Origin of the sequence: Brucella rhizosphaerae (genome assembly GCF_002252475.1) — a bacterium.
GTDB lineage: Bacteria > Pseudomonadota > Alphaproteobacteria > Rhizobiales > Rhizobiaceae > Brucella > Brucella rhizosphaerae.
This window is the reverse complement of sequence record NZ_NNRK01000026.1, coordinates 259,741-282,466: the sequence shown is the minus strand read 5'-3', so window position 1 is coordinate 282,466 and position 22,726 is coordinate 259,741. Positions and strand designations below refer to the sequence as shown.

Here is a 22,726-nt window from a genome sequence, read left to right as displayed (position 1 = left end):
AATTTGATACTCCGCGCTTATGACGCGCGCGTCCCGTCTTTCGGCGGAAAACCGCAATCCAGATTGCAAATACACCTTCAAACAAGGTGTGGTCGCAATCAACCTGTTGTTATTTCACATGATCCTGCCGGGAAATCGTTCCCAATTTTCAAGCTCATGCCTTCATGACAAAACATGCTGCGCACCATGTTGCACGCAGCATCTGTTACATCAGATCAGGATTTTGTCGTCTTCTTGACGTCATTGACGGTTTCATCCGCCTTGGCATCAATTGTACGTGCATCCGCCTTGGCGTCTTCCTTAGCAGCATCTTCTTCAGACATGCCTTGCTTGAAGTTCTTGATGCCCTTGGCAACGTCGCCCATCAGTTCAGGAATTTTGCCACGGCCAAACAGAAGCAGCACAACTGCGAGAACGATCAGCCAGTGCCAGATAGAAAAGCTACCCATTTCATTCCTCTCATCGCCGTTGCGACACGGCTTATTCCTATAATGCTGAATACGATTTAAGCGCTTTCACCAAATCTTTCAAACAGAAGTGTGACAGTGAACCAAGTTACAGCGATTTTATTTGTTGTGGTTCTCTTTTTCCGTCAATCTCCGCGTGGCGCCAGCAGTCCCAAACCTTCAAGATCGATATCTTCAAGCGGCTCTTCATCGTCTGTGAGCTCATCCGGATCGACGTTCGGAACCGGAACCGAAAAACTGGACGGTATGCGCGCAGACAAAAGCCCTGCCCCGCGCAGTTCTTCCAGACCCGGCAGATCACGGATTTCCGGCAAACCAAAATGGTCCAGAAACGTATCTGTCGTTCCATAAGTCACGGGACGACCAGGTGTGCGACGACGCCCGCGAAGTTTGATCCAGCCTGTCTCCATCAGCACATCAAGCGTACCTTTGGAGGTTTCCACACCCCGAATATCTTCAAGCTCAGCTCGTGTGACCGGTTGATGATATGCAATGATTGCAAGGACTTCCATTGCTGCGCGTGACAGTTTGCGCTGCTGAACTGTTTCCCGGCTCAGGAGAAAGCCAAGATCGGGTGCCGTACGAAAAGCCCAGGCTGTACCAACCTGGACCAGATGGACACCACGCCCTTCATAAACCTTTTGCAGATGACGCAATATAGCCGCAAGATCAGTATTCACCGGCAAGCGTTCGACCAGAGCGCGCTCAGAAACCGGTTCCGACGATGCAAAGATTATCGCTTCAACCATCCGAGCAGGTTCCGCCAGAGCCACGGGCGGAGCCGGATGCTGAGCATCATCGTCAAAATCATCCATTGCCACTTCCGCTTCAGACATTTTCGTCCTCATCAAGTTCGTTCAATCCGCCAGCAACACGCATATAGATCGGCTCGAAAGGTGCATTCTGCCTTACTTCCAGCTTACCTTCTCGCACCAGTTCAAGACTTGCAGCAAATGAACTGGCCAAAGCGGAGGCTCTCTCTTGCGGAGTCAGTGCATAATTAATCAGAAAGCGGTCCAGTGCGATCCAGTCCCCGCTCGATCCCATGAGCCTTACCAGTGCCACCCGCGCCTCTTTCAACGACCAGACGGCACGTTTTTCAATCTGCACATGGGATACGGCCTGTCGCTGACGCTGCGACGCATAGGCTGTCAGCAATTCATAAAGCGAAGCCGAAAACTGGCTGGAACGATCGACCACCACCAGTTCTGGCATACCGCGCGCAAAAACATCACGGCCCAGCCGGTTACGGTTTACAAGCTTTGCTGCTGCATCGCGCATAGCTTCGAGCCGCTTCAACCGGAACTGCAGCGAAGCGATCAGATCTTCGCCCGTAGCGCCGTCTTCATCCTGTTGCTTTGGGATAAGCAGTTTTGATTTGAGGTAAGCAAGCCATGCGGCCATGACCAGATAATCAGCCGCCAGTTCAAGACGGACGGCCTGCGCCTGCTCCACAAAACCCAGATATTGTTCAGCAAGCGCCAGAACCGAAATTCGGGATAAATCAACACGCTGGTTTCGCGCAAGATGCAACAAAAGATCGAGTGGGCCTTCAAACCCCTGAACGTCGATCAGCAGTGACGGTTCGCTTTCAGTGCGATCAGCCTCGCTCTCCCACAATGCATCCATCGGCACGTTGGTGCCGTCTTTGCCATTTGTGTTCGTTTCCGATCCAGCCAACCGCTTGTCCTGCTTACTTTTTGATCGGTGAGAAAATCCCACCGATCCATTTTAGTGTACCAAGTTTTGTCGGTTACGCCATCAATTCGAACATTTGTCCAAACTCTTCGCGCAATTCCGTTTCATCGGAAAGATCCGGTTCACCGGCGTAGACTTCCGCCAGATCGGCGCGCTTGCGCGCCTTACCTTCAAGAACTGGAACCCGTGCGGCAACCTTCACCAGTTCTTCCATCACGCCCGCGCAATACAGAACAATATCGCAGCCTGCATTCGTAATGCCTTCTGCAATATCGCCGAGATCACCCGACAGTGCTTTCATAGAAATATCATCACTGATGACCAGACCGTCGAACTGGATTACATCGCGAATGATCGTATCGATTACGGTTGGTGACAAAGTTGATGGCCGTGCAGGATCAATGCAATCAAAGATCACATGCGCCGTCATGGCCATTGGAAGATCATTCAACGCCTTGAACGGTACAAAATCATGCGCGACCAACTCGCTAAGCGGCACACCAACACGAGCTAATTCTTTGTGTGTGTCACTGAAAGCGCGACCATGGCCCGGCATATGCTTAACGACGGGCAGTACACCACCGGCAAGAAGGCCTTCAGCAGCAGCGCGCCCCATCGCAGCAACATTGTAGGGATTCTTGGAATAAGCGCGCGCTCCGATCACATCATGCGCGCCTTCAATCGGAACATCGAGAACCGGCAGACAATCGGCATTGACGCCAACCTTCAGAAGATCAAAAGCGTGAAGACGTGTATGAAGCCACGCGGCACGAAGACCAGCTTCATTGTCGCGATCATAAATCGCACCAATTTCGGCCGCAGCAGGATAATTCGGAACAAGTGGCGGACGAAGGCGCTGAACCCGGCCACCTTCCTGATCGATGAAAACAGGAGCCTGTGGTCGGTCGGTCACATCGTGAAGCTGCGCGGTCAGGTCTGCAACCTGCTCCAGACTTTCCACATTGCGTGCAAAGAGAATAAAGCCCCAAGGCTTTTCATCCCGGAAAAAGGCCACCTCATCCGGCGTCAGCTTTGTTCCTGCTACGCCAGCAATCCACGCCTTGCACTCTTTCATGCAGCATTCCTTTGATCTGTTTATGCTCAAACCAGTGATAGCGGTTTAGCCGAAAAATCACCGTCATGGTAGCCATACGAAAAAGGGCGGCCAATGCCGCCCTTCTCATTTTTCGTATGATAAATTTTATTGCGTTACAAAGCAGCTGCCGCCTGCAGTTTTGAAACGACCGCAGAGTGCGTTTGCATCATCCTTTGAACCCGCCTGAACACGAACACGATAATAAGTGCCCTTGTTCGGAATATCCGCACGCTTGATATCAACCGCACGGCCACCAATCACGCTGCCATAACGCTGCGCCATATTGGCATAGGATTTCTGTGCCAGTTCAGCAGATGGCTGCGAAGCGATCTGGATGAAATAGCCACCACCCGCAGCAGAGGCAACCTGAGGAGCCACAGGCGCTGTGGCAGGAGCCTGAGCTTGTGTACGTTGCGGCACGTTGCCAACAATGTTGGTTGGCTGCTCAGCCGGACGTGACGGTACGACTGGCGCGCGAACTGGCGCTGCTGGCGTCTGAGCAGCAGCGACAGGCGGTACAGCTGGCGTATTTACTGCTGGTTCCTGTGGTGCATTGCCAGCCGCGAGTGCTGCAATTTCATCGGTGTCAGCAGGCGGCGCAATTGGCGCGTCATTATTTGCCAGATTTGTTGGATTTGCTGGCACTGTCGGTTGCGGAGCTGGTGCCGGTTGCTGTGCCTGAACGATTGTACCATCCGGACGAACGATCATCGTTTCAACTTCACGCGGCTGGATCAGTGGAGCATCCTGACCGGAGTTCGAAGGTGCCTCAGCCGTCTGGTTTGGCTCAGGGAAATCATTCGCACCCGCATCATTATCCTGTGCACCGAGATCAACCGGTTCTTCACCGGAAGAGATCAATGCTTTCTGTTCCGGATTGTTAGGCAGTGTTCCGGCAACGCGATCATAAACCGCCTTGTCCTGGTTCGGGACAGTGGCCCCACCCGGATTTTCCGGCTGAACTTTGATTGGCTGATTATCAGCGCGAATCACAACCGGTTCGCCTGAACCGCTTCCACCGAGGAAATGGTAGCCGATGCCACCAATAAGCACTGCAATGCCTGCAACACTTGCAAGAATCAGACCGCGACGACCACGAACCGGACGATTGCGATAAGCCTCAGCGGCGCTGCCCAGATCATCTTCAGGCTGCATGGCTGCACGTGTGCCAAACTCGCCGCTCTCGATAGTCTGTGCACCCTGTGCGGCCCAATGATTGTAGAAATCATCGCTATTGCCGCCCGCGTCAGTTGCATTGGCCTGAGGGGCCGCAGGCTGCGCTGTTGGATTTGCACGTCCATAAGAAGTCGCTGCAGCAGCCGTTGCCGCACCGAGACCGAGAGCTGCGCCTGCTGCCATGCCAGCGTTTGGCATGTAGGATGAAGCGCTTTCACGGAAGATATCTTCAAAAGCCTTGTCGGCTTCACTCTGTGCATCCGTCTTCGTGGCTGTTTCATCAACACCGATTGTATTGAACACTTCCGCAAATTCGGTTTCCAGATCGGTCAGTCCGGCATTGGCTTCTTCTTCACCGTAACTAACTTCCGGCAAATCCAGCGAATACGTTTGCTCAACCTTGCTGTCAGCAACGCTCAGTGTTTCGATCTCCGGTGCAGGCGCAACGAAGGCCGAACGTGGGTCCGCGTAATTGGTGAAAGATGGCGCTGCTGGATGCTGCTCTTCTTCATGGTAGGTCGCATGCGCATAGGCAGGTTCATCGACCTGTTCGTCTTCAGCTTCTGATGTCAGATCGAGATCATCTGCATTGAAGAAATCTTCTTCGCTAAAGAAGTTCGAATCACTTGCAGCCACAGACGAAGGAACATCGCCTGATGGTTCAAATCCGAAATCATCTTCACTCAACGAAATTTCATCGATGCCGGACAAATCATCTTCTGTTGCCTCAGCAGCTACAGGGGCGAAAGACGGTTCATTCTCAATCGAAAAATCATCATCGAACGAGAAGTCGTCGTCCAGTACAGCCTGTTCCGTTTCGTAACCGGCGGGTTCTGCCAGAACGGGCTCAGATGCAAGAACGCCCGTCGGTGCTGCACCTGCCGCAAAATTGCTCAGCGTATAATGAGGATAAATTGGTGCCTGTGTCTGCGGAACAGCTTCAAGCGCATCATATGGCTCAGGCGTAAAGCTCGCAGCGGTTTCTACTGGCTCGTAGGCTTGCGGGTCATCGAGCTGGAAGTCGTCGAAAACCGGATCGGCTTCGACATGTTGAGCCGGCTCAGCATAAAATGGCGCTTCTTCAACAGGCTCCTCGTAACGAGGCGTATATGCTGCAAACTGCGAGGGTTCATCCTCATAGATAGGCTCGGGCGCAGACGTTGCCTGAGGCTCATCTCCAAAAAGCAGGCTTTCCAGCTCGTCTTCCAGCGAGAGCGCCTGATGAGCAGGTGCTGCGGCATAGCTGGTTTCGAACGGCTCGGCAGACTGGACTTCCCAATCATTGCCTGCAGCTGCGTTCACTGCTGGTTCGCTCGTATATGGATCAACATACGGCTCTTCCGATGGCTGATAGGCAGCGACTGGGCTGTAATTGACATAGCCCTGATCCAAAGGCTCAGACGCCGTACTGACAGCGTGAGGCTCTGAATAACCAGGTTCGGCATGACTTTCTTCATAAGCCGTACGCGCTTCGGAATAATCATTGTAGTCGAACTGCGGCACAGGTTCGGAACGATCTGTTTCGACGAACTCAAACGATTCGGTTGGGGCAACCGGCTCATTCACATCCAGATGAAGATCAAACTCCTCTTCCAGCGCAGACGCGAGATCGTCTTCCTGAAGCTGAGGTTCTGCATTTTGATAGGAATGTGCATCTTGATAAGGCGTTGGCGCGAATGGAGCGGACTGTTGTTCCGGCTCTGCAAAATCGCCAAAATCACCAAGAAGCTCACGTTCAAGATCAAAAGAGAGCGCGTCGTCACCAGAATCAAAATTCGGCTCTGGCCGAAACTCAGTTCGCGCAACGTTATTATCAGCAGACGCGCCGAAGTCCATGATCCGCGAAAGTTCCATCAGCGGATCGTCTTCATGCAGCGGGCGCTCGCCGTAATTACGGGGGTTAGCACTGCTGTCCGTCATGGTGTGTTCCTAACTCAAACCCTGGACGCCGCAAGACGTCTCGATACATTACGTTGTAGCGAGGCAATGTGGGCAAAAGTTGACGGAAGTTTCCTGCGCCTGAAGGAAGATCGACGACTTGCACCCTCGTTGATCTTCCATCGTTTTGACTTGCCGACACCCGCACAACACCTTGGTTGAACTTGCGGGTGACGAAACCGTCCTAGCGCATTTCCGTTGGAGCATCCGCACCGATTATTGTTAAACCGGACGTCAGCACATCGGAAACGACCTGTACTAGCCCTAGCCTTGCTAGAGACAATTCTGGATCGTTAACCTTAATAAAACGTAAGTCTGTGTTCTCGGTGCCTTTATTCCACTGAGAATGGAAGGCGCTGGCTAGGTCATAAAGGTAAAACGCAAGGCGATGCGGCTCCTGATGCGTGGCCGCAGCTTCGATCAGGCGCGGGTATTCTGCGAGCTTGCGAACGAGTGCGATTTCGCTCTCATCGGTCAGCTTATCGAACTGTCCGGCCATCGATACGCGGTCAAGATCGCTCAACCCAAGCTGATCGACTGCCTGACGGAATACCGAATGACAACGTGCAGAAGCATATTGCACGTAAAAGATCGGGTTGTCCTTGGACTGCTCAGTCACTTTCGCAAAATCAAAGTCGAGCGGTGCATCGTTCTTCCGATAAAGCATCATGAAACGAACAGGATCGCGGCCAACTTCGTCCACCACTTCACGCAATGTGATGAATTCGCCCGAACGCTTCGACATACGGACCGGTTCGCCGTCGCGGAACAGCCTCACCAGCTGGCAAAGCAATACGGTAAGCTTGGCTTTGCCGTCAGATACAGCACGCGCAACAGCTTCGAGGCGCTTGACATAGCCGCCGTGGTCGGCGCCCAGCACATAGATCATCTCGTTGAAACCGCGATCATACTTATCTTTGAAGTAAGCGACGTCCGCAGCAAAATAAGTGAATGTACCGTCAGATTTCATCAGCGGACGATCGATATCATCACCCACTTCGGTCGAACGGAACAGCGTCTGTTCACGATCTTCCCATTCGTCAGGCAGCTGGCCCTTCGGGGGGGGCAGCTTACCCTTGTAGACATGACCCTTGAGCGTCAGATCATTGATCGCAGCGCGAATAACACGTGCATGATCGGCGTGAAGCGTGCGCTCGGAATAGAAGACGTCATGATGAACATTGAGCGCCTCCAAATCAGCGCGGATCATAGCCATCATGGCGACGATCGTGCGTTCCTTTACGATCGACAGTGCTTCGTCTTCCGGCATTTCGAGAAGACTGTTGCCAAATTCCTTTGCAAGCTCTTGTCCGACAGGAACAAGATAATCGCCAGGATAAAGGCCTGCTGGAATCTCGCCAATCTCTTCGCCGAGTGCTTCGCGATAACGCAGAATGACCGATCGTGCCAGCACATTGATCTGTGCACCAGCATCGTTGATATAATATTCTTTGATCACGTCGAAACCGGCAAATTTCAAAAGATTTGCCAATACGTCACCAACGACCGCGCCGCGGCAATGGCCGACATGCATAGGACCTGTCGGGTTGGCCGAAACATATTCAACATTGACCTTCGTGCCTGCACCAAGCTTTGAACGTCCGAAATCGGTGCCTTCGTTCAGCATGGCGGCCAGCTCGCGCTGCCAATAAGTGTCTTTCAAGCGCAGGTTGATAAAGCCTGGCCCTGCAACATCGACGGTCGCGACATCCACATCGGACTTCAGCGCATCGGCTATTGCAGCGGCAAGCTCACGCGGGTTCTGGCCCACAGCTTTGGAAAGCACCATGGCGGCATTGGTGGCGATATCACCGTGAGAGGCGTCGCGCGGTGGTTCCACACTGATACGCGACAAATCAAGTTCGCAGCCATCTTGCGCTTTTAGATCAATATCTTGCAACGTTTTTTTGATACGCGCGTCGAAATCTGCAAAGATATTCATGGTTCGTCCTGTCAGGCTTCCGTCCGGTTTTAATAGTGATTTCCGGCGTGGGCTCGTCATAAAAATAGCTAAGATCCCGATGCATTTAAGCTCCAGGACCCGCTTCGTCCCGACCCGATTAAGCTAAATCGGGTGTATGGTCAAACAATCGTCGGTGTTCTCGCACCGCATAATTGTCAGTCATACCGGCCAGATAGTCGGCAACGCGGCGAGCACGACCCGCCTTATCAAGCGTTTCGCAGCCGGATTGCCATTCCGCTGGCATGATGGTTGGATCATCAAAACAAATATCGAAAAGGTCCTGCACGATTTTGTCGGCCGCATGCCTGCGAACCACTACGCTGTCATGAAAATAGAGGTTCTTGAACAAAAACCGCTTCAGGACTTTTTCTTCATCTCGCATTGTATCTGAGAAGCCCACAAGCGCGCGGGGCTGTGCGTGCACATCCTCAATGGTCTGAGGATTAGCGGAGGCAATGCGGCGTTGTGATTCAGCAATCACATCCTCAACCATGATGGTAATCTGCCGGCGGACAAGCTCATGACCAGTACGCACGGGATCGAGCGACGGATAGCGCGCACTTACAAGATCGAGCAGGCGCTTTGTCAGCGGCACCTCATTGAGACCTTCCAGCTTCAGCAGGCCGGACCGGAGGCCATCGTCGATATCATGGGCGTTATAAGCAATGTCATCTGCAATGGCCGCGCATTGCGCTTCAAGGCTCGCAAAGCGCGACAATTCAAGATCATAGCGTTCGTTAAAATCGAGGATCGGCAGTGGAACCGGCTCATCTGAATGTGCAGCAAAGGGACCGATCAGCGGACCATTATGTTTCACCAGTCCTTCGAGGGTTTCCCACGAAAGGTTCAAGCCGTCAAAATCCGCATAGCGGTGCTCCAGCTTCGTCACGATGCGCAGGGACTGCGCGTTGTGATCAAAGCCTCCATAATGATTCATCCGTTCATTGAGCGCTTCTTCGCCCGTATGACCGAACGGCGTATGACCAAAATCATGCACAAGGGCCACGGCTTCCGCGAGATCTTCATCCAGTCGCAAAGCGCGTGCCAAGGCACGGGCAATCTGGGCCACTTCGATGGTATGGGTCAGGCGAGTTCGATAGTGATCGCCTTCATGGGCAATGAAAACCTGTGTCTTATGCTTGAGGCGACGAAAGGCCGTCGAATGAATGATTCGGTCGCGATCGCGCTGGAAAGGCGTTCGCGTTGCACTTTCAGGCTCAGGCACCAGCCGTCCGCGGGTCAAGGCCGGATTGCAGGCATAGGGCGCGCGTTCGCGATAACCGAAGCCAATTCCTTCCAGCGACCCAATTGCTTCCCGGGACATTGCGATGCATTCCTCACTGTAATATGATTACGCCAAACTCAGGTGGACATTGACTTCCACACGTTGCGTTCATAGCTATCAGGTAAACATGAAGGCAAGTACGCGTTTGTTGGAAATTCCGGACAATTCTCGTTTAGTCCAATCCTGCACACGCCATTGCAAGCGGAACAAGGCAGATGACAGACATTACCGTTTCTGAATCCGCAGCCAAGCGGATTGCAAAAATAATCAGTTCTGAACCCGGCAAAACGGCACTTCGCGTTTCTGTCGAAGGTGGCGGCTGCTCTGGATTCTCTTACAAGTATGATCTGGTCGATGATCAGTCCGATGATGATATTGTTATCGAAAAGCTTGGTGCCAAAGTGCTGATCGACTCGATCTCAGTGCCCTATATGGACGGCTCCCAGATCGATTTCGTTGATGATTTGATGGGACAGTCGTTCCAGATCCGTAACCCGAACGCCACGGCGTCATGTGGCTGCGGCACAAGCTTCGCGATCTGATCGATTCCAATGTGAAAAAAAGAAACCGGCTGCATTGTGCAGCCGGTTTTGTTTTATTGAGCTTTAACCGATGAAACCGTTGCATCGATATGATCGACCAGCGCATCCGGCAAACCAAGGCGTCCGGCCAGCATATCGAGATATCCGCGTTCAGCGCGGCTGTCAGGATCAATTGTAAGGCGCGATGCGGTATAAAGTTCGACTTTCTGCTCTTCAGTCTGAGCAGCAGCCACCAGCGCATCAATATCGATCGGATCAGCGAGTTCCTTCTCGAAAAAAGCTTCCGCTTCATCATCGAGACCTGAAATCTGAACCTTTTCCATAATGCGCGCGCGTTCCGCACCATCAATATGACCGTCTGCCTTAGCGGCGGCAATCATTGCCTGCACAAGCGTCAATGCAAAACTGTTGCTCATTGTCGGCGACTGCGGATGAAACGGGGAATCAACCGGTGGCGGAGGAAGCAATACCGGCTCATTAGCCGCGGGCTGCTCGTTGGCCTGCGGCGACGTTTCTGCGGCCTGCGGCGACTGGCCAGATTTATAATTCTTGTAAGCGAGATAACCCAGACCCGCGATCGCTGCTATACCGCCTGCGGTTGCAACATTGCCTGCGAGTTTGCGACCGGTCTTTGTGCCGAGAATCGCGGCTGCGATTGCACCAGTAGCCAAAGGATTTTTCTTGGCCATATCTGTGGCCTGCCCTGCCTTATCGCGAACGCTTCCGGACATGCCGGGAATTTGTGATCCCAGAAACTGGTCGAGAAGCTTTTTGGCATCGAACATTCAAATCTCCTGTTTGGCTACTGTTGTTGGGAGATAGGAATGCAAAAGCACCAATACAAATGATTTGAACAACTGAATTGAACAAATATTCCTCCTGACGCACATCTTGTCCGAAAACCGCTTCACACTTTTCGGGATGCGCTGCTTTCGCGGAAATTCTGTGATGGACAGAGGGCAGTGCTTGCCCTCGCCTCGTCTTCCGCCTAATCATTTCATCATGAAAATCGCGACATGGAACATTAATGGCGTCAAGGCGCGTATCGAAAACCTACAGCACTGGCTGAAGGAATCGTCGCCTGACATTGCCTGCCTTCAGGAAATCAAGTCGGTGGATGATCTGTTCCCACGACTGGAGATCGAAGCGCTCGGCTATCATGTCGAAACGCATGGTCAGAAAGGTTTTAACGGCGTCGCGATTTTGTCCAAAAAAACACCTGACGAGGTCAATCGCGGTTTGCCCGGCGATGACAGCGATGAACAAGCGCGCTTCATTGAAGCTGTTTTCTCGACGGATAAGGGCGTTCTCCGCGTCGTGTCACTGTATTTGCCCAACGGCAATCCGATCGACACAGAGAAATTCCCGTACAAGCTTTCCTGGATGCAGCGTCTGGAGAGCTGGGCGAAGGGCAGACTTGAACTGGAAGAGCCTCTCGTTCTCGCTGGCGACTATAACGTAATCCCTGAGCCTGACGACGCGAAGAACCCGCAGCAATGGCTCGGCGATGCGTTGTTTCAGCCGCAATCACGTCAGGCATTCCGCCGACTGGAAAATCTGGGCTTTACCGAAGCCGTTCGTGCGGCGACCGATGAAGACGGTGTCTATACATTCTGGGATTATCAGGCGGGAGCCTGGCAGAAGAACAATGGTATTCGCATCGATCATCTGATGCTGTCACCGGAAGCGGCGAACCATTTCGTTTCGACAGACATCGAAAAGCATGTCAGAGCATGGGAAAAGCCGTCAGATCACGTACCTGTAACGGTCACATTGGCCGTCTGATCGGACTATTGAGAGCTTTGGCAAATGCAAAGCTCATCTGTTCACTATCAGAAGTCGCCTTTGGCAACGTAGTTGCTGGAAAGCGCTATGGCATTGCGGCGATCAGCTTCACCGGCGATTGAGAAAGCCTGCTCCTGCATGTCGCGGATCCAGATGCAATCTTCTGTCGGACAACGCTCGAACGCTGCTGTGAGCATAGCAAGGCCGCGGACGGTCTTGCCTGCCTGAAACAGCATATTGCCAAGCATGGCCTGCGCACTTGCATTACCCTTCTTGGCGGCCAGCTGGAACCAACGAGCGGCTTGCATTGAATTGCGTTCACCGCCCTCACCGTCCAGCAGCATCTTGCCGAGTTCGTACTGTGCAGCAGGATCACCAAAATTGGATGCAGCCTGCACATAAAGGTTGCGTGCGAACTTAGGATCGGAGTTAACCGGCGACCCCGGAATACCGCGCTTTACATAACCCGCGAGTGCAACCAGCGCATCAGCGACATAGGGTTCATTTTCAGAACCCGGCTCTGCACCGTCACGGACGATTTTTTCAAAAATCTGGTAGGCTTCATAGTCATTCTCAGCCACACCGTCGCCATCGGCATACATGCGAGCGAGCTTCCACTTGGCACCCTGATGACCACGTTCCGCAGCATAGCGCAGCGCCTTGATGGCTTCATCCTTGTGGCCGCTCTTATAGGCAGAGAAGCCAAACTTGAAGAGCTCGAACGGGCTCCGCGATTTTTCGGAGTCGTCGTTCAGATCAAAAGCCGAAGCGCTGTTGCATACAATGGCCAAGCCAAGTGCCGCAGCGATAAGGGGATATGAAAAACTGCGAATACGCATCACAACGCTGGTCTTTCACACTGGGTAGAAGTCGATGACATAAGTGACAGACTACATTGTCTTTTCGTCAACACTGCGACCCGATTTTGACGGAATAAAGCTCGGCTATTGCCAGACACGTCAAATGAAAACAGAGCAGTCTTTTCGCTGCTCGAAAACGGATCGTTGTGAAACAATGCGTCTTTCTTCATTTCTTCCTGTCCTAAGGGAACCTAAGTTTCCCGGAGTTGTTAATAGCCTCTGCCTTTCCTATCCGGTGACGCGTCTTTGTGGCGGGAAATGGGCAAAATGTGTCTCCCATCTTTCTAGCCTAAAGCAATGGTAAAGACTGTTGCTGAATCAACACAAAATCAAATGTTGTGAGCCCCACTAAATTGTGGTGGTACATCGGTGCAAAAGCGGCAGAATTTCGCAAAACTCCCGGATGGAGTATGATCTGACAAAGGTCGGGGGCATCAGACAATGACCAACAGACGGCGCTATTACAGGCGCCCATATCAGCCGGGACAACGAAGAAACGGTGGAGCTTTACGCAGCATCCTCTTCACTTTGCTCATCTTTTTCGCTCTTATTGCAATTATCGTGTCCCTGCCGATCAACCGTCAGCCTAAAGAATCATTGGCTGGTACGGTTTATGTAATTGATGGCGACACCGTCATTCTCAACAAGGTCCACATTCGACTTCTGGGTATCGACGCGCCGGAGATGGAGCAAAGCTGTCAGACCGGTGGCCGTACTTACCTCTGCGGTAGGGAAGCGCGCAATGCGCTACGCGGCAGAATTAACGGATCGGCGATTCGCTGCGAGAAAGAGGGTGTCGATAAATACCGTCGTGATCTTGGCAGATGCTACCTCGGCGAGATCGACCTCAATCAATGGATGATCCAGCAAGGCTGGGCTGTTTCCTACGGCGACTATCGCAGCGATGAAGCAATCGCCCGCCGCGAAAAGCGAGGGATATGGGCCGGTAGCTTTGATGTGCCCTATCAATGGCGCAAAGAACACCTGAAGCCGAATGTAGAGCCGGAAACAGGCCATGAGGCACCGTCATCCGATGTAATCAGCAATGCGATCAACTATATCAGAGGCTATGTCTCAACCCTGCTAAACTCTCTCTGATCTGGAGCCTGATAGAACGATGGAAAATATGGACGAGCTCAGGCACTCGATCCGGGCCTGCCGCATCTGTCGCGACACGCCTCAATTTCTACCGCCTCTGCCACACGAACCCAATCCGGTTTGCATAATCTCGGATACTGCGCGCATCGCAATCTGTGGGCAGGCTCCGGGCATTCGCGTCCATAACAGCTCCCTGCCCTTTAATGACCCTTCAGGTGATCGTCTCCGGCAATGGCTTGGGACGACCCGCGAGGAATTCTACGATCCAGCACATTTTGCGATTGTCCCGATGGGATTTTGTTTCCCGGGCTACGACAAACATGGCGGCGATCTCCCCCCACGTCGCGAATGTCGTCAGACCTGGCATGACCGCGTCTTTGCGGCCATGCCGCAGCTCGAGTTCATTCTCGTCGTCGGGCAATATGCACTCGCCTATCATTTGCCGGAATGGCGCAAAACCAGCCTCACAGAAACGGTTCAGAACTGGCGCAGCTTTATGGAAACGCCAAACTCTGCGGGACGCACAGTTTTACCCCTGCCGCACCCATCCTGGCGGAACAGTGGCTGGCTGAAGCGAAATCCCTGGTTTGATGCAGAAGTTGTTCCTCTCCTTCATCAAAAAGTCCGCCACCTGCTGGGCGATAGAAAATAAATTTTAGTTCCTTTATTCTCATTAGAATAAATTTCCTGTAATTTAGGATGAATGCGAACCATAAGGTATGAAGTTTCATTGATCCGGAAAGTTCGGGAAACGATTTCTAATACCGGGATAAAAAACGTATGGACAGGCTCGACAGAAAAATACTGCGCTTACTGCAGGAAGACGCAACGCTGGCGGTAGCAGATGTCGCCAAGAAGGTTGGCCTCTCCACGACACCTTGCTGGCGCCGCATCCAGAAACTCGAGGAAGACGGCGTCATCAAGCGTCGCGTTGCAATCCTCGATCCGGTCCGCGTCAATACACGCGTGACCGTATTCGTATCAGTACGTACCAGCTCGCACAGCAATGAATGGCTGAAGCGCTTCTCGGAAGTGGTGCAGGAGTTCCCTGAGGTCATCGAATTCTACCGCATGAGCGGCGATGTCGATTATCTGCTGCGTATAGCAGTGCCAGATATTGCGGCTTATGACGCATTCTATAAGCGCCTCATCAGCAAGATCGAAATTCGTGACGTGTCGTCCTCCTTTGCCATGGAGCAGATCAAATACACGACCGAATTACCGCTCGATTACATGTTGCTCGACAAAGAAAACAACTAAGCGTTTAAGCCGCTTACGAAAAAGCCCGGAGAGTTCTCCGGGCTTTTTTGTTTTACTTGGTAGATGTAACGCCTGCCTGTTCGAATGTTGCCATGCCGCTATGGCAAAGGGCGGCAGCTTTGACGATGCCGGCGGCAAGTGCAGCACCTGTGCCCTCACCCAACCGCATACCGAGATCGAGAAGCGGCTTCTTGCCCATTTTCTCGAGGAGCAAACGATGACCAGGCTCAGCGGAAACATGGCCAAACAGGCAGTGGTCCAGCGCGGCTGGATTTGCTGCATAAAGTACGGCTGCAGCTGCGCTGGCCACAAAGCCATCAATGATAACCGGAATTTTCTCCATACGCGCAGCAAGAATAGCACCTGCCATGGCAGCAATCTCACGCCCGCCAAGGCGACGCAAAACTTCCAGCGGATCTTTAAGATGCGCCTGATGAAGCGCGATAGCTGCACGAACGGCAGCGAGCTTGCGCTCCAAAAGATCACCTGTCGAACCAGTACCGGGTCCGACCCAATCTTCTGCAGCACCTCCGAAGAGTGCCAATGCAATAGCTGCCGCTATTGTCGTGTTACCGATGCCCATTTCACCGATGCAAAGAAGATCAGTGCCGCCCGCAATGCCTTCCATACCAAATGCCATGGTCGCCGCACACGTACGCTCGTCCATTGCTGCTTCTTCGGTGATGTCGGCAGTCGGGTGCTCCAGTGCAAGATCAAAGACCTTGAGGCCAAGATCGTGTGCAATGCATATCTGGTTGATTGCCGCTCCGCCTGCCGCAAAATTCTCGACCATCTGTGCGGTCACACTTGGTGGGAAGGGTGTGATGTTCTTGGCGGTAACGCCATGATTGCCTGCAAAGACCGCGACCAGCGGGCGATTGATCTGCGGAACCGGCTTGCCAGTCCATGCAGCCAGCCATGCAACAATCTCTTCAAGCTGTCCGAGCGAGCCTGCTGGCTTGGTCAGTGTCACTTCTCGCGCACGTACAGCCGCTTCCGCATCAAGATCAGGTCCTGGCAGATTACGGATGAGTTCACGGAAATCGTCAAATGGAAGGCCACTGGCGCTCATATCGTCTAGTCCAATCAATCAATGGAGGATACAAAACTGTTGTGCTCGTCCTATAAGCACTTAGTCAAATTTTCAAATCACCTCTTTGCGCCACACCATATTGGCGGCAAATATTACGGTCGGCAGCATTATAGTTCTTAAAGCGGAGCAAGCAGTTGCAGCGAAACAGCTTCATAGGAGATACAATTCGTTCTCTGGGCTTTCTGAGCCGTCTTCCTTTGCCCCACAGCTGGCTGGCAGAGGCGGAAGAAGATTTGGGCGATTCGCTGAAAACAAGTATGCGCGCGTTCCCTTTGGCAGGTGCTGTCCTCGGGCTTCTGGCTGGTCTCGCTCTTCTGATTTCGGATTATCTGAACCTTCCTGCGATTGTTTCGAGTTTGATCGCCGTTGGCATGTTGGCAGCCATGACCGGCGCTTTGCATGAAGATGGCCTTGGAGACACGGCGGATGGCTTTTTTGGTGCCTCTACGCCGGATCGTCGTCTCGAGATCATGAAAGATTCCCGCATAGGCACTTTTGCGGCGCTCACACTCATCATCTGGACCGGCATCAAGGTTTCGCTACTTGCCGCCATTATTGATCGTGCTGGCGCATGTTATGCGGCTCTTGCACTGGTTGGAGCAGAAGCAGCAAGTCGCGCAGCAATCCTCGCCCTCTGGCATGGATTGCCGTCCGCTCGTCCCGGTGGACTTGCTGATAATCTGGGCGCACCCAAATGGGAGACGCTCGTTTGCGCATTTGCAATCGCACTGGCGATACTGGTTGTAACCATCATCCCGGCTGGCGGATTAATGGCTTTCATCAAAGTGCTCATTTTCAGCGCTGTGCTGTTATTTGGCTTTGCGAAACTCTGCATGGCCAAAATTGGCGGACAAACCGGTGATACCCTCGGTGCTGCGCAACAGATCTGTGCCGTAACAGTGTTGCTCAGCCTTGTCACAACGCTTTGATGTGACCACATTGACCTTATGAACGCGGCAATAATCGAATCGCCATGCATTCTGGTATGCGTGATGGACATTCAAACCGGACTATGTCTCGGCTGCGCCCGCACACTCGATGAAATTGCCGCATGGTCCTCTATGGAAAATGATCAGCGGCGAGCAATCATGGCGCTTCTACCAGCGCGTCATGAAAGATTGGAAAAGAAAGAAGGCTGATGGGGCGTTTGTTCTGGATCGTGATTGCCGCAATTGCAGTTGTCATATTGTTGCTGATGGCGAACGATGACAGCGGAACCACGCTTGGCATTGCCAATGATGCGTTTGGTCAGGCTGCCTATATGGGCATATGGGGTGTCGTTCTTGCAGCAGGTTTACTCGGCTCCGGTATCAAACTGAGCGACTTTGCCCGTAATATGGCCGTGTGGGCGGTCATTATCCTCGGCCTCGTCGCAGCCTATCAGTACCGCTATGAGCTTCAGGACGTGGGCAGCCGCATTACAGCCGGGCTCATTCCTGGCAGCCCTATTTCAGGCCGTGCCGCCGATGGTTCACTTACCGTGACACTCGCTAAATCTGCGAACGGACATTTCGAGGTCAATGGCCGCGTCAATGATGCGCGCGTGCATTTCCTTGTCGATACAGGCGCTTCTTCTGTCGTGCTTTCAAAGGAAGACGCCGAGCGCGCAGGCATCGACACGTCATCGCTCAGCTATTCCGTGCCGATCAACACGGCAAACGGCAGAGCAACTGCCGCCAGCATAACCATTGCGACATTGCAGATCGGCGATATTCAGCGGCACAATATTCGCGCTATGGTCACCCAAGAGGGATTGATGACCGGCAGCCTGCTCGGTATGAACTTCCTGCAAACGCTGGGTGGGTTCAGCGTTCGCGGTGATCAGCTCATTATGATGGATTAAAGCTGTTGAGCCAAAAGTGCAAAACGGTTCGCGTAGGATAGTGTGCAAAAACAAATAGTTAGAGCGATTTCAACGATTCAGTCTTAACTCAAATCGCTCTAAGCAGCCTCTGCGCTAGCTTCCATGATAGACGCATAGGCTTGACGCAGCACATCGCTATTCGCGCCGGGCTTGGCAGCATCCGTCGATAGAATTTGACGCCAGCGGCGCGCACCGGGTTGCCCCATGAACAAGCCGACCATATGGCGGCTTATATGTGAAAGCCTGCCGCCATCGGCAATGTGCCGTTCAACATATTCGCACATTGCTTCAATGATCTCGGCCATATCCGTTGGCTTTTCATCATCTCCATAAATGAGATGATCGACGCCCGAGAGCAATGCCGGGTTATGATAGGCAGCACGCCCCAGCATGATGCCATCCAGATGATCAAGATGCGATACCGCATCTTCCAGAGTGCTTATACCGCCATTGATACCAACAAATGGCGCATCAAGACGCTGTTTGAGACGATAAACACGATCATAATCAAGCGGCGGAATATCGCGATTTTCCTTTGGAGACAGACCTTTCAGCCATGCTTTGCGGGCATGAACCCAAAGCGCATCTGCTCCTGCTTCCAGCACCTGATCTGCAACCGCATCCAGTGCCACTTCCGGGTCCTGATCATCAACGCCGATCCGGCATTTGACCGTAACAGGCACCGAAACAACTTCCTTCATGGCAGCGACGCAACGCGCAACAACTTCCGGCGTCTGCATCAGACAAGCGCCGAATGTGCCGGACTGAACACGGTCAGACGGGCAGCCGACATTGAGATTAATTTCATCATAGCCAAAGCCAGCGCCAATTCGTGCCGCTTCCCGTAATTTAACCGGATCAGAGCCACCAAGCTGAAGGGCAATGGGATGTTCCATCGCATCAAACCCCATGAGACGGTCACGTGTACCGTGGATCGCGGCGTCTGCGACAACCATCTCTGTGTAGAGCAAAGCACGCTTTGAAAACAGGCGGTGAAAATAGCGACAATGGCGATCCGACCAGTCGAGCATAGGCGCCACGGCAAATTTCGGATTATTAGAAATCAATGAGTTCGTTTCTTTTCCGTAACTTAGCGCCATTTCTTGCCTGCTTATTTCATCTCATTTAAGCCTCTTTACGCCCGTTTTGACGTAGAGTACAACACGGTTGTTGTACTTATGGAGGATGTTGTACCGATGGGGACCATTATTGAACGCCCGCGAGCGAACGGATCAATTGCGTACCTAGCACAAATCCTCCTGAAAAGTGATGGCAAAGTTGTGCATCGAGAATCGCGTACGTTCGACAGAAAAGCTTCCGCCACTGCTTGGATCAAAAAGCGAGAGGCGGAACTGAAAAAGGATGCCACCCAGATGGGGCGACCTCGCCGCCCTTCGAGCAAGCTATCTGACGCTATAGATAAGTACGTTGAGACGAGCATTAAAGAGATAGGTCGCACCAAGGGCCAAGTCCTGAATGCTATCAAAGCATTTCCTATCGCTGACAAAGAATGCTCATCCATATCCAGCCAAGACATCGTAAAATTTGCAGAAGATTTGAATGACGGTCGTGAACCACAAACGGTAGGCAACTGGATTTCACACCTTGCATCCGTCTTTGCGTTGGCACGCCCCGCATGGGGTTTGCCACTGGATCAACAGGCAATGGTGGACGCTCAGCTTGTAATGAAGCGCTTAGGCTTGATTACACGATCAAAACAACGCAGCCGCCGCCCTACACTGGCGGAACTTGATAAGATCCTGACCTATTTCACAGACCGCGAGACCCGCGTGCGGCAACACATGCCGATGTGCAAAACAATCCTATTCGCCCTCTTCTCGACCCGACGACAGGAAGAAATATGCCGAATCAAATGGGAAGATTATGAGAGAGACCACAAGCGGGTGCTTGTAAGAGACATGAAAAACCCCGGCGAGAAGCTAGGGAATGACGTTTGGTGCGATCTGACTGATGAGGCTGTAGCCGTCATTGAAGCGATGCCAAAGAAGAAAGACACCATTTTTCCCTTCAATTCGAAGACGGTAAGCGCGCGGTTTACCAAAGCGTGTCAGTTTCTCGAAATTGAAGACCTTCATTTTCATGATCTCAGACATGAAGGAATTTCACGCCTGTTTGAAATGGGCTGGAATATACCGCACGTAGCGATGGTTTCAGGCCACCGTTCGTGGAATTCACTTAAGCGATACACTCATATCCGCCAAACAGGTGATAAATACGAGGGGTGGAAATGGATCATAGGTCTTAGGTCAGGGACGGCAGCAACGACAGAAGTATGACCGCACAGGTTTGAATTCCTAACCTACCTAGCATTGACAATTATTCAAATTCTGAAAACAAATAGTTCACCAGGCATGGGGGCCGATGTGACAAAATTAAACTTTCTGAATTTGACCGACAGTGAACTAGACAGGCCGATATATCGCATAATGAAGCAGGAGCATGTAATTAGCCTGTTTAAAGATAAAAAAAACGTGCTCAGCCAAGTGCACAACTGGAAAGATAAGTTTGAGAATTTTCAATTGGCGTTAGGCGGCGTTCTGGATGGTAAGAGGTTTGAGTTCAGCTTCAAAAACGACTTCGTAGGTCAATGCTGGACACGGGATTATCTATCTGAAGCCATGTGGGGTATATACGCCAATGATCGCAATCAGCGATTCCTCCGTATCCGATCCACCCCACGCAAGCTTCTTGCGGCGTTGGCTGATGCTCACGCAGTAATGCCGCAGGACACGTGCTTTCTCGGTAAGGTGGCATACCACACAGAGGCGGAACTCAAAGCATACGTAAGTGCACGAGGACGATTATCGATATCGGCCGTAGGATTTGCACGCAATCTTCTCCTGAAGCGAAGCGCCTTTAAGCACGAGAGCGAAGTGCGGCTGTTGTACTTTGGAAACGCGAAAGATTGCGACGAAAAGGGTCTCTATCGCTATGCAGTCGACCCACACGCTATGGTTACGCAGATTATGGGCGATCCGAATAGAGACCCGTCCCATTGGATGGCGGACAAGGCGGAGATTCAATCCGCGACCGGCTTCAAAGGTGCAATAAAACGATCAAAAACATATGACCCGCCGAGTTGGGCATTACCAGTTTACACATCAGGCGCTTAATTGAAGGCCCAATAGCCACTTAGATTCCCCTTTATCAAATTCCAATCCCATTAACGGTTAGATGAGTTTGGTTAAGTCAAATTATGACCGGGGGCGTGGCTTGAACGCTCGCAGGATTTTTGCGTCTTTATAGCTGTCGCCAACCTTACGTGCAGAGATATGGACCATGACTGCATGACGCTTCCACTCCGCCTGTTGGATAGCTTTATGATGCTTTGCACTCAACAAAGGGTCTTCAAGCGTAGCTACGATGACTTCCCCAGTGGTCACACGCTCCAGACGCACTACAAAGCTGTAATCATCCTCTGATTCTACGCCGACCACTAAAAACTGGTCTTTGATAGTCACATCCTTCGAACTAGATCGTTGAGAGCGCGTAATTTCACGAATAAGATTTTGCTTAAGTGTTACGCCTTGTATTGTGACTTCATCCGCTTTGGAACTATTCCGCAAAATCTCGTCTACTGCGTCACGACTCAATTCGCCAACTCGTTTAGCAGCCTCCGATTCACGGTATGCCTTCTCAAGAATATCCGTTTTTCGCTTGTTCTCATTGACTAAATCCTGGATGACTTTGAGAGTATCACGTCGCTCTGTGCTAGCCGTTTCCTGACGCTTTGTCTCCGCTTCTATCCGGGCAGTTTCTTCTTTAAGGGCTGACTCGATTCGCGTTTTCTCAACATCGTTGTTCAGGTAGTTCGCCACCAGTGGGCTACCGAAAAACAGCAGGGCAACGACTATTACGGCAGTGAGGACTTCTTTCCCGTTCATTTTGTCAACGCACTTTCCCAAAACACCTATCAATTGGTTGGCGGCATCGGCATTAAGTTCTGAACTACCTTCTTCGACCTTGAAGACAAGCTCAAAATCGTCCTTCTCTTGGTCTGTCAGTCGATTGGTTCTCGCATCATTCTTAATGAGCAGAGCAGCTGTACGATAGAAGGCAGACTGATACTCCACCATTCCGCGCATCATTGAGGCGGTAACTGTCTGGTGGAAAATCTTTCCTTTGAAATTGAGGTGAACCTTTGCCCACGCGGCTTCACCGAAATCAAGCGACACTTCGTCGGCATTGATTTTATCATTGAGTAATTGGCTAAGAACCCGCCAAGCATCATCCTCAGTTTTAATTCTAACTACTGTTACCATAATGCCCCCGACAAAATATTGAATCGAGCAATAGCATGAAAACTCAGCCCCTTGTACAGTGCAATTATTGAGTCTTCATATCGATGCTGGATCACTATTGTTCGTCCAATAAACAAGGCTTGGCCTCAACACTCATCCTATCAAATGCAGCCGATAGTCTGCGCAGACCGCAGGGACAAACTCGCGCATGTCGGTAAACGCAATAAACTCCATTTAAATCAGCGGATGCGGTCGGCGTGCAACCGCACCAAAAACCAAGCTATATATTTCAATTAGATAGGCAGGCTTTATCGAAGCTTTGTATCACATACAGTAACC

At 52.0% G+C, this 22,726-nt stretch carries 22 protein-coding genes; 10 read left to right on the top strand and 12 right to left on the bottom strand.

Features of this window, described 5'->3' with window-relative positions:
* Positions 1-215 precede the first annotated feature (215 nt).
* From CEV32_RS10720 to CEV32_RS10690, 7 genes are all read right to left on the bottom strand, one after another.
* A complete protein-coding gene (locus CEV32_RS10720) occupies positions 216-449 on the bottom strand; it encodes a twin-arginine translocase TatA/TatE family subunit (RefSeq protein WP_024896600.1) in 234 nt (77 codons plus the stop codon).
* A gap of 143 nt (positions 450-592) precedes the next feature.
* A complete protein-coding gene (scpB, locus tag CEV32_RS10715) occupies positions 593-1,303 on the bottom strand; it encodes an SMC-Scp complex subunit ScpB (RefSeq protein WP_094577116.1) in 711 nt (236 codons plus the stop codon).
* Positions 1,296-2,096 (bottom strand): segregation and condensation protein A, encoded by an 801-nt coding sequence (locus CEV32_RS10710; RefSeq protein WP_374882592.1) that lies wholly within the window; start codon positions 2,094-2,096, stop codon positions 1,296-1,298. Before CEV32_RS10710 ends, scpB begins: the two co-directional genes overlap by 8 nt.
* A gap of 124 nt (positions 2,097-2,220) precedes the next feature.
* Positions 2,221-3,240: a beta-N-acetylhexosaminidase gene (gene nagZ / locus CEV32_RS10705; RefSeq protein WP_094577114.1), complete on the bottom strand. Its 1,020-nt coding sequence runs from the start codon at positions 3,238-3,240 to the stop codon at positions 2,221-2,223.
* Between the two features lie 126 nt (positions 3,241-3,366).
* Positions 3,367-6,357, bottom strand: a complete 2,991-nt coding sequence (locus CEV32_RS10700) for an SPOR domain-containing protein (RefSeq protein WP_094577113.1) — start codon at positions 6,355-6,357, stop codon at positions 3,367-3,369.
* Between the two features lie 202 nt (positions 6,358-6,559).
* The gene (gene argS / locus CEV32_RS10695; RefSeq protein WP_094577112.1) at positions 6,560-8,317 is read right to left on the bottom strand and encodes an arginine--tRNA ligase; all 1,758 of its coding nucleotides are present in this window, start codon (positions 8,315-8,317) and stop codon (positions 6,560-6,562) included.
* A gap of 118 nt (positions 8,318-8,435) precedes the next feature.
* Complete coding sequence (locus tag CEV32_RS10690; protein WP_094577111.1) at positions 8,436-9,662, bottom strand: deoxyguanosinetriphosphate triphosphohydrolase; 1,227 nt, start codon at positions 9,660-9,662, stop codon at positions 8,436-8,438.
* Between the two features lie 176 nt (positions 9,663-9,838).
* On the opposite strand from CEV32_RS10690, the gene erpA reads away from it, so the two are divergent.
* A complete protein-coding gene (gene erpA / locus CEV32_RS10685) occupies positions 9,839-10,165 on the top strand; it encodes an iron-sulfur cluster insertion protein ErpA (protein ID WP_024896593.1) in 327 nt (108 codons plus the stop codon).
* Between the two features lie 53 nt (positions 10,166-10,218).
* Here the strand turns inward: erpA and CEV32_RS10680 are convergent, their stop codons facing one another.
* On the bottom strand, positions 10,219-10,950 hold the full coding sequence (locus tag CEV32_RS10680) for a tellurite resistance TerB family protein (RefSeq protein WP_094577110.1): 732 nt from the start codon (positions 10,948-10,950) through the stop codon (positions 10,219-10,221).
* 217 nt (positions 10,951-11,167) lie between these two features.
* Between CEV32_RS10680 and xth the strand changes: the two genes are divergently transcribed.
* Positions 11,168-11,950, top strand: coding sequence for an exodeoxyribonuclease III (gene xth, locus CEV32_RS10675; protein WP_094577468.1), 783 nt, complete (start codon positions 11,168-11,170; stop codon positions 11,948-11,950).
* A 47-nt stretch (positions 11,951-11,997) separates the two neighbouring features.
* Here the strand turns inward: xth and CEV32_RS10670 are convergent, their stop codons facing one another.
* Positions 11,998-12,789, bottom strand: coding sequence for a tetratricopeptide repeat protein (locus CEV32_RS10670; RefSeq protein ID WP_094577109.1), 792 nt, complete (start codon positions 12,787-12,789; stop codon positions 11,998-12,000).
* A 462-nt stretch (positions 12,790-13,251) separates the two neighbouring features.
* On the opposite strand from CEV32_RS10670, the gene CEV32_RS10665 reads away from it, so the two are divergent.
* The 3 genes from CEV32_RS10665 to CEV32_RS10655 all read left to right on the top strand — a co-directional run bounded on the left by CEV32_RS10665 (position 13,252) and on the right by CEV32_RS10655 (position 15,168).
* The gene (locus CEV32_RS10665) at positions 13,252-13,908 is read left to right on the top strand and encodes a thermonuclease family protein (RefSeq protein ID WP_094577108.1); all 657 of its coding nucleotides are present in this window, start codon (positions 13,252-13,254) and stop codon (positions 13,906-13,908) included.
* A 19-nt stretch (positions 13,909-13,927) separates the two neighbouring features.
* Positions 13,928-14,560 carry a uracil-DNA glycosylase family protein gene (locus CEV32_RS10660; RefSeq protein ID WP_094577107.1) on the top strand — a complete coding sequence of 211 codons (633 nt, stop codon included), beginning with the start codon at positions 13,928-13,930 and terminating at the stop codon, positions 14,558-14,560.
* 128 nt (positions 14,561-14,688) lie between these two features.
* On the top strand, positions 14,689-15,168 hold the full coding sequence (locus tag CEV32_RS10655; RefSeq protein WP_094577106.1) for an Lrp/AsnC family transcriptional regulator: 480 nt from the start codon (positions 14,689-14,691) through the stop codon (positions 15,166-15,168).
* A gap of 52 nt (positions 15,169-15,220) precedes the next feature.
* Here the strand turns inward: CEV32_RS10655 and cobT are convergent, their stop codons facing one another.
* Entirely contained in the window at positions 15,221-16,240 is a 1,020-nt protein-coding gene (gene cobT / locus CEV32_RS10650; protein WP_094577105.1) for a nicotinate-nucleotide--dimethylbenzimidazole phosphoribosyltransferase, read from the bottom strand.
* Positions 16,241-16,395: 155 nt separating this feature from the next.
* Here cobT and CEV32_RS10645 point away from each other — a divergent pair, with 155 nt between their 5' ends.
* From CEV32_RS10645 to CEV32_RS10635, 3 genes are read left to right on the top strand one after another with little or no spacing between them, the layout of a single operon-like run.
* Positions 16,396-17,190 (top strand): adenosylcobinamide-GDP ribazoletransferase, encoded by a 795-nt coding sequence (locus CEV32_RS10645; RefSeq protein ID WP_094577104.1) that lies wholly within the window; start codon positions 16,396-16,398, stop codon positions 17,188-17,190.
* An 18-nt stretch (positions 17,191-17,208) separates the two neighbouring features.
* A complete protein-coding gene (locus CEV32_RS10640) occupies positions 17,209-17,400 on the top strand; it encodes a DUF1289 domain-containing protein (protein ID WP_094577103.1) in 192 nt (63 codons plus the stop codon).
* Positions 17,400-18,104, top strand: a complete 705-nt coding sequence (locus CEV32_RS10635; RefSeq protein ID WP_094577102.1) for a TIGR02281 family clan AA aspartic protease — start codon at positions 17,400-17,402, stop codon at positions 18,102-18,104. Before CEV32_RS10640 ends, CEV32_RS10635 begins: the two co-directional genes overlap by 1 nt.
* Before the next feature lie 98 nt (positions 18,105-18,202).
* Here the strand turns inward: CEV32_RS10635 and dusA are convergent, their stop codons facing one another.
* Positions 18,203-19,225 carry a tRNA dihydrouridine(20/20a) synthase DusA gene (gene dusA / locus CEV32_RS10630; RefSeq protein ID WP_094577101.1) on the bottom strand — a complete coding sequence of 341 codons (1,023 nt, stop codon included), beginning with the start codon at positions 19,223-19,225 and terminating at the stop codon, positions 18,203-18,205.
* Positions 19,226-19,321: 96 nt separating this feature from the next.
* Between dusA and CEV32_RS10625 the strand changes: the two genes are divergently transcribed.
* Complete coding sequence (locus tag CEV32_RS10625) at positions 19,322-20,422, top strand: site-specific integrase (protein WP_094577100.1); 1,101 nt, start codon at positions 19,322-19,324, stop codon at positions 20,420-20,422.
* A gap of 87 nt (positions 20,423-20,509) precedes the next feature.
* Positions 20,510-21,259, top strand: a complete 750-nt coding sequence (locus CEV32_RS10620; protein WP_143128817.1) for a hypothetical protein — start codon at positions 20,510-20,512, stop codon at positions 21,257-21,259.
* Positions 21,260-21,340: 81 nt separating this feature from the next.
* On the opposite strand, the gene CEV32_RS10615 is transcribed toward CEV32_RS10620, so the two are convergent.
* Positions 21,341-22,408 (bottom strand): hypothetical protein, encoded by a 1,068-nt coding sequence (locus tag CEV32_RS10615; RefSeq protein ID WP_094577098.1) that lies wholly within the window; start codon positions 22,406-22,408, stop codon positions 21,341-21,343.
* Positions 22,409-22,726 lie beyond the last annotated feature (318 nt).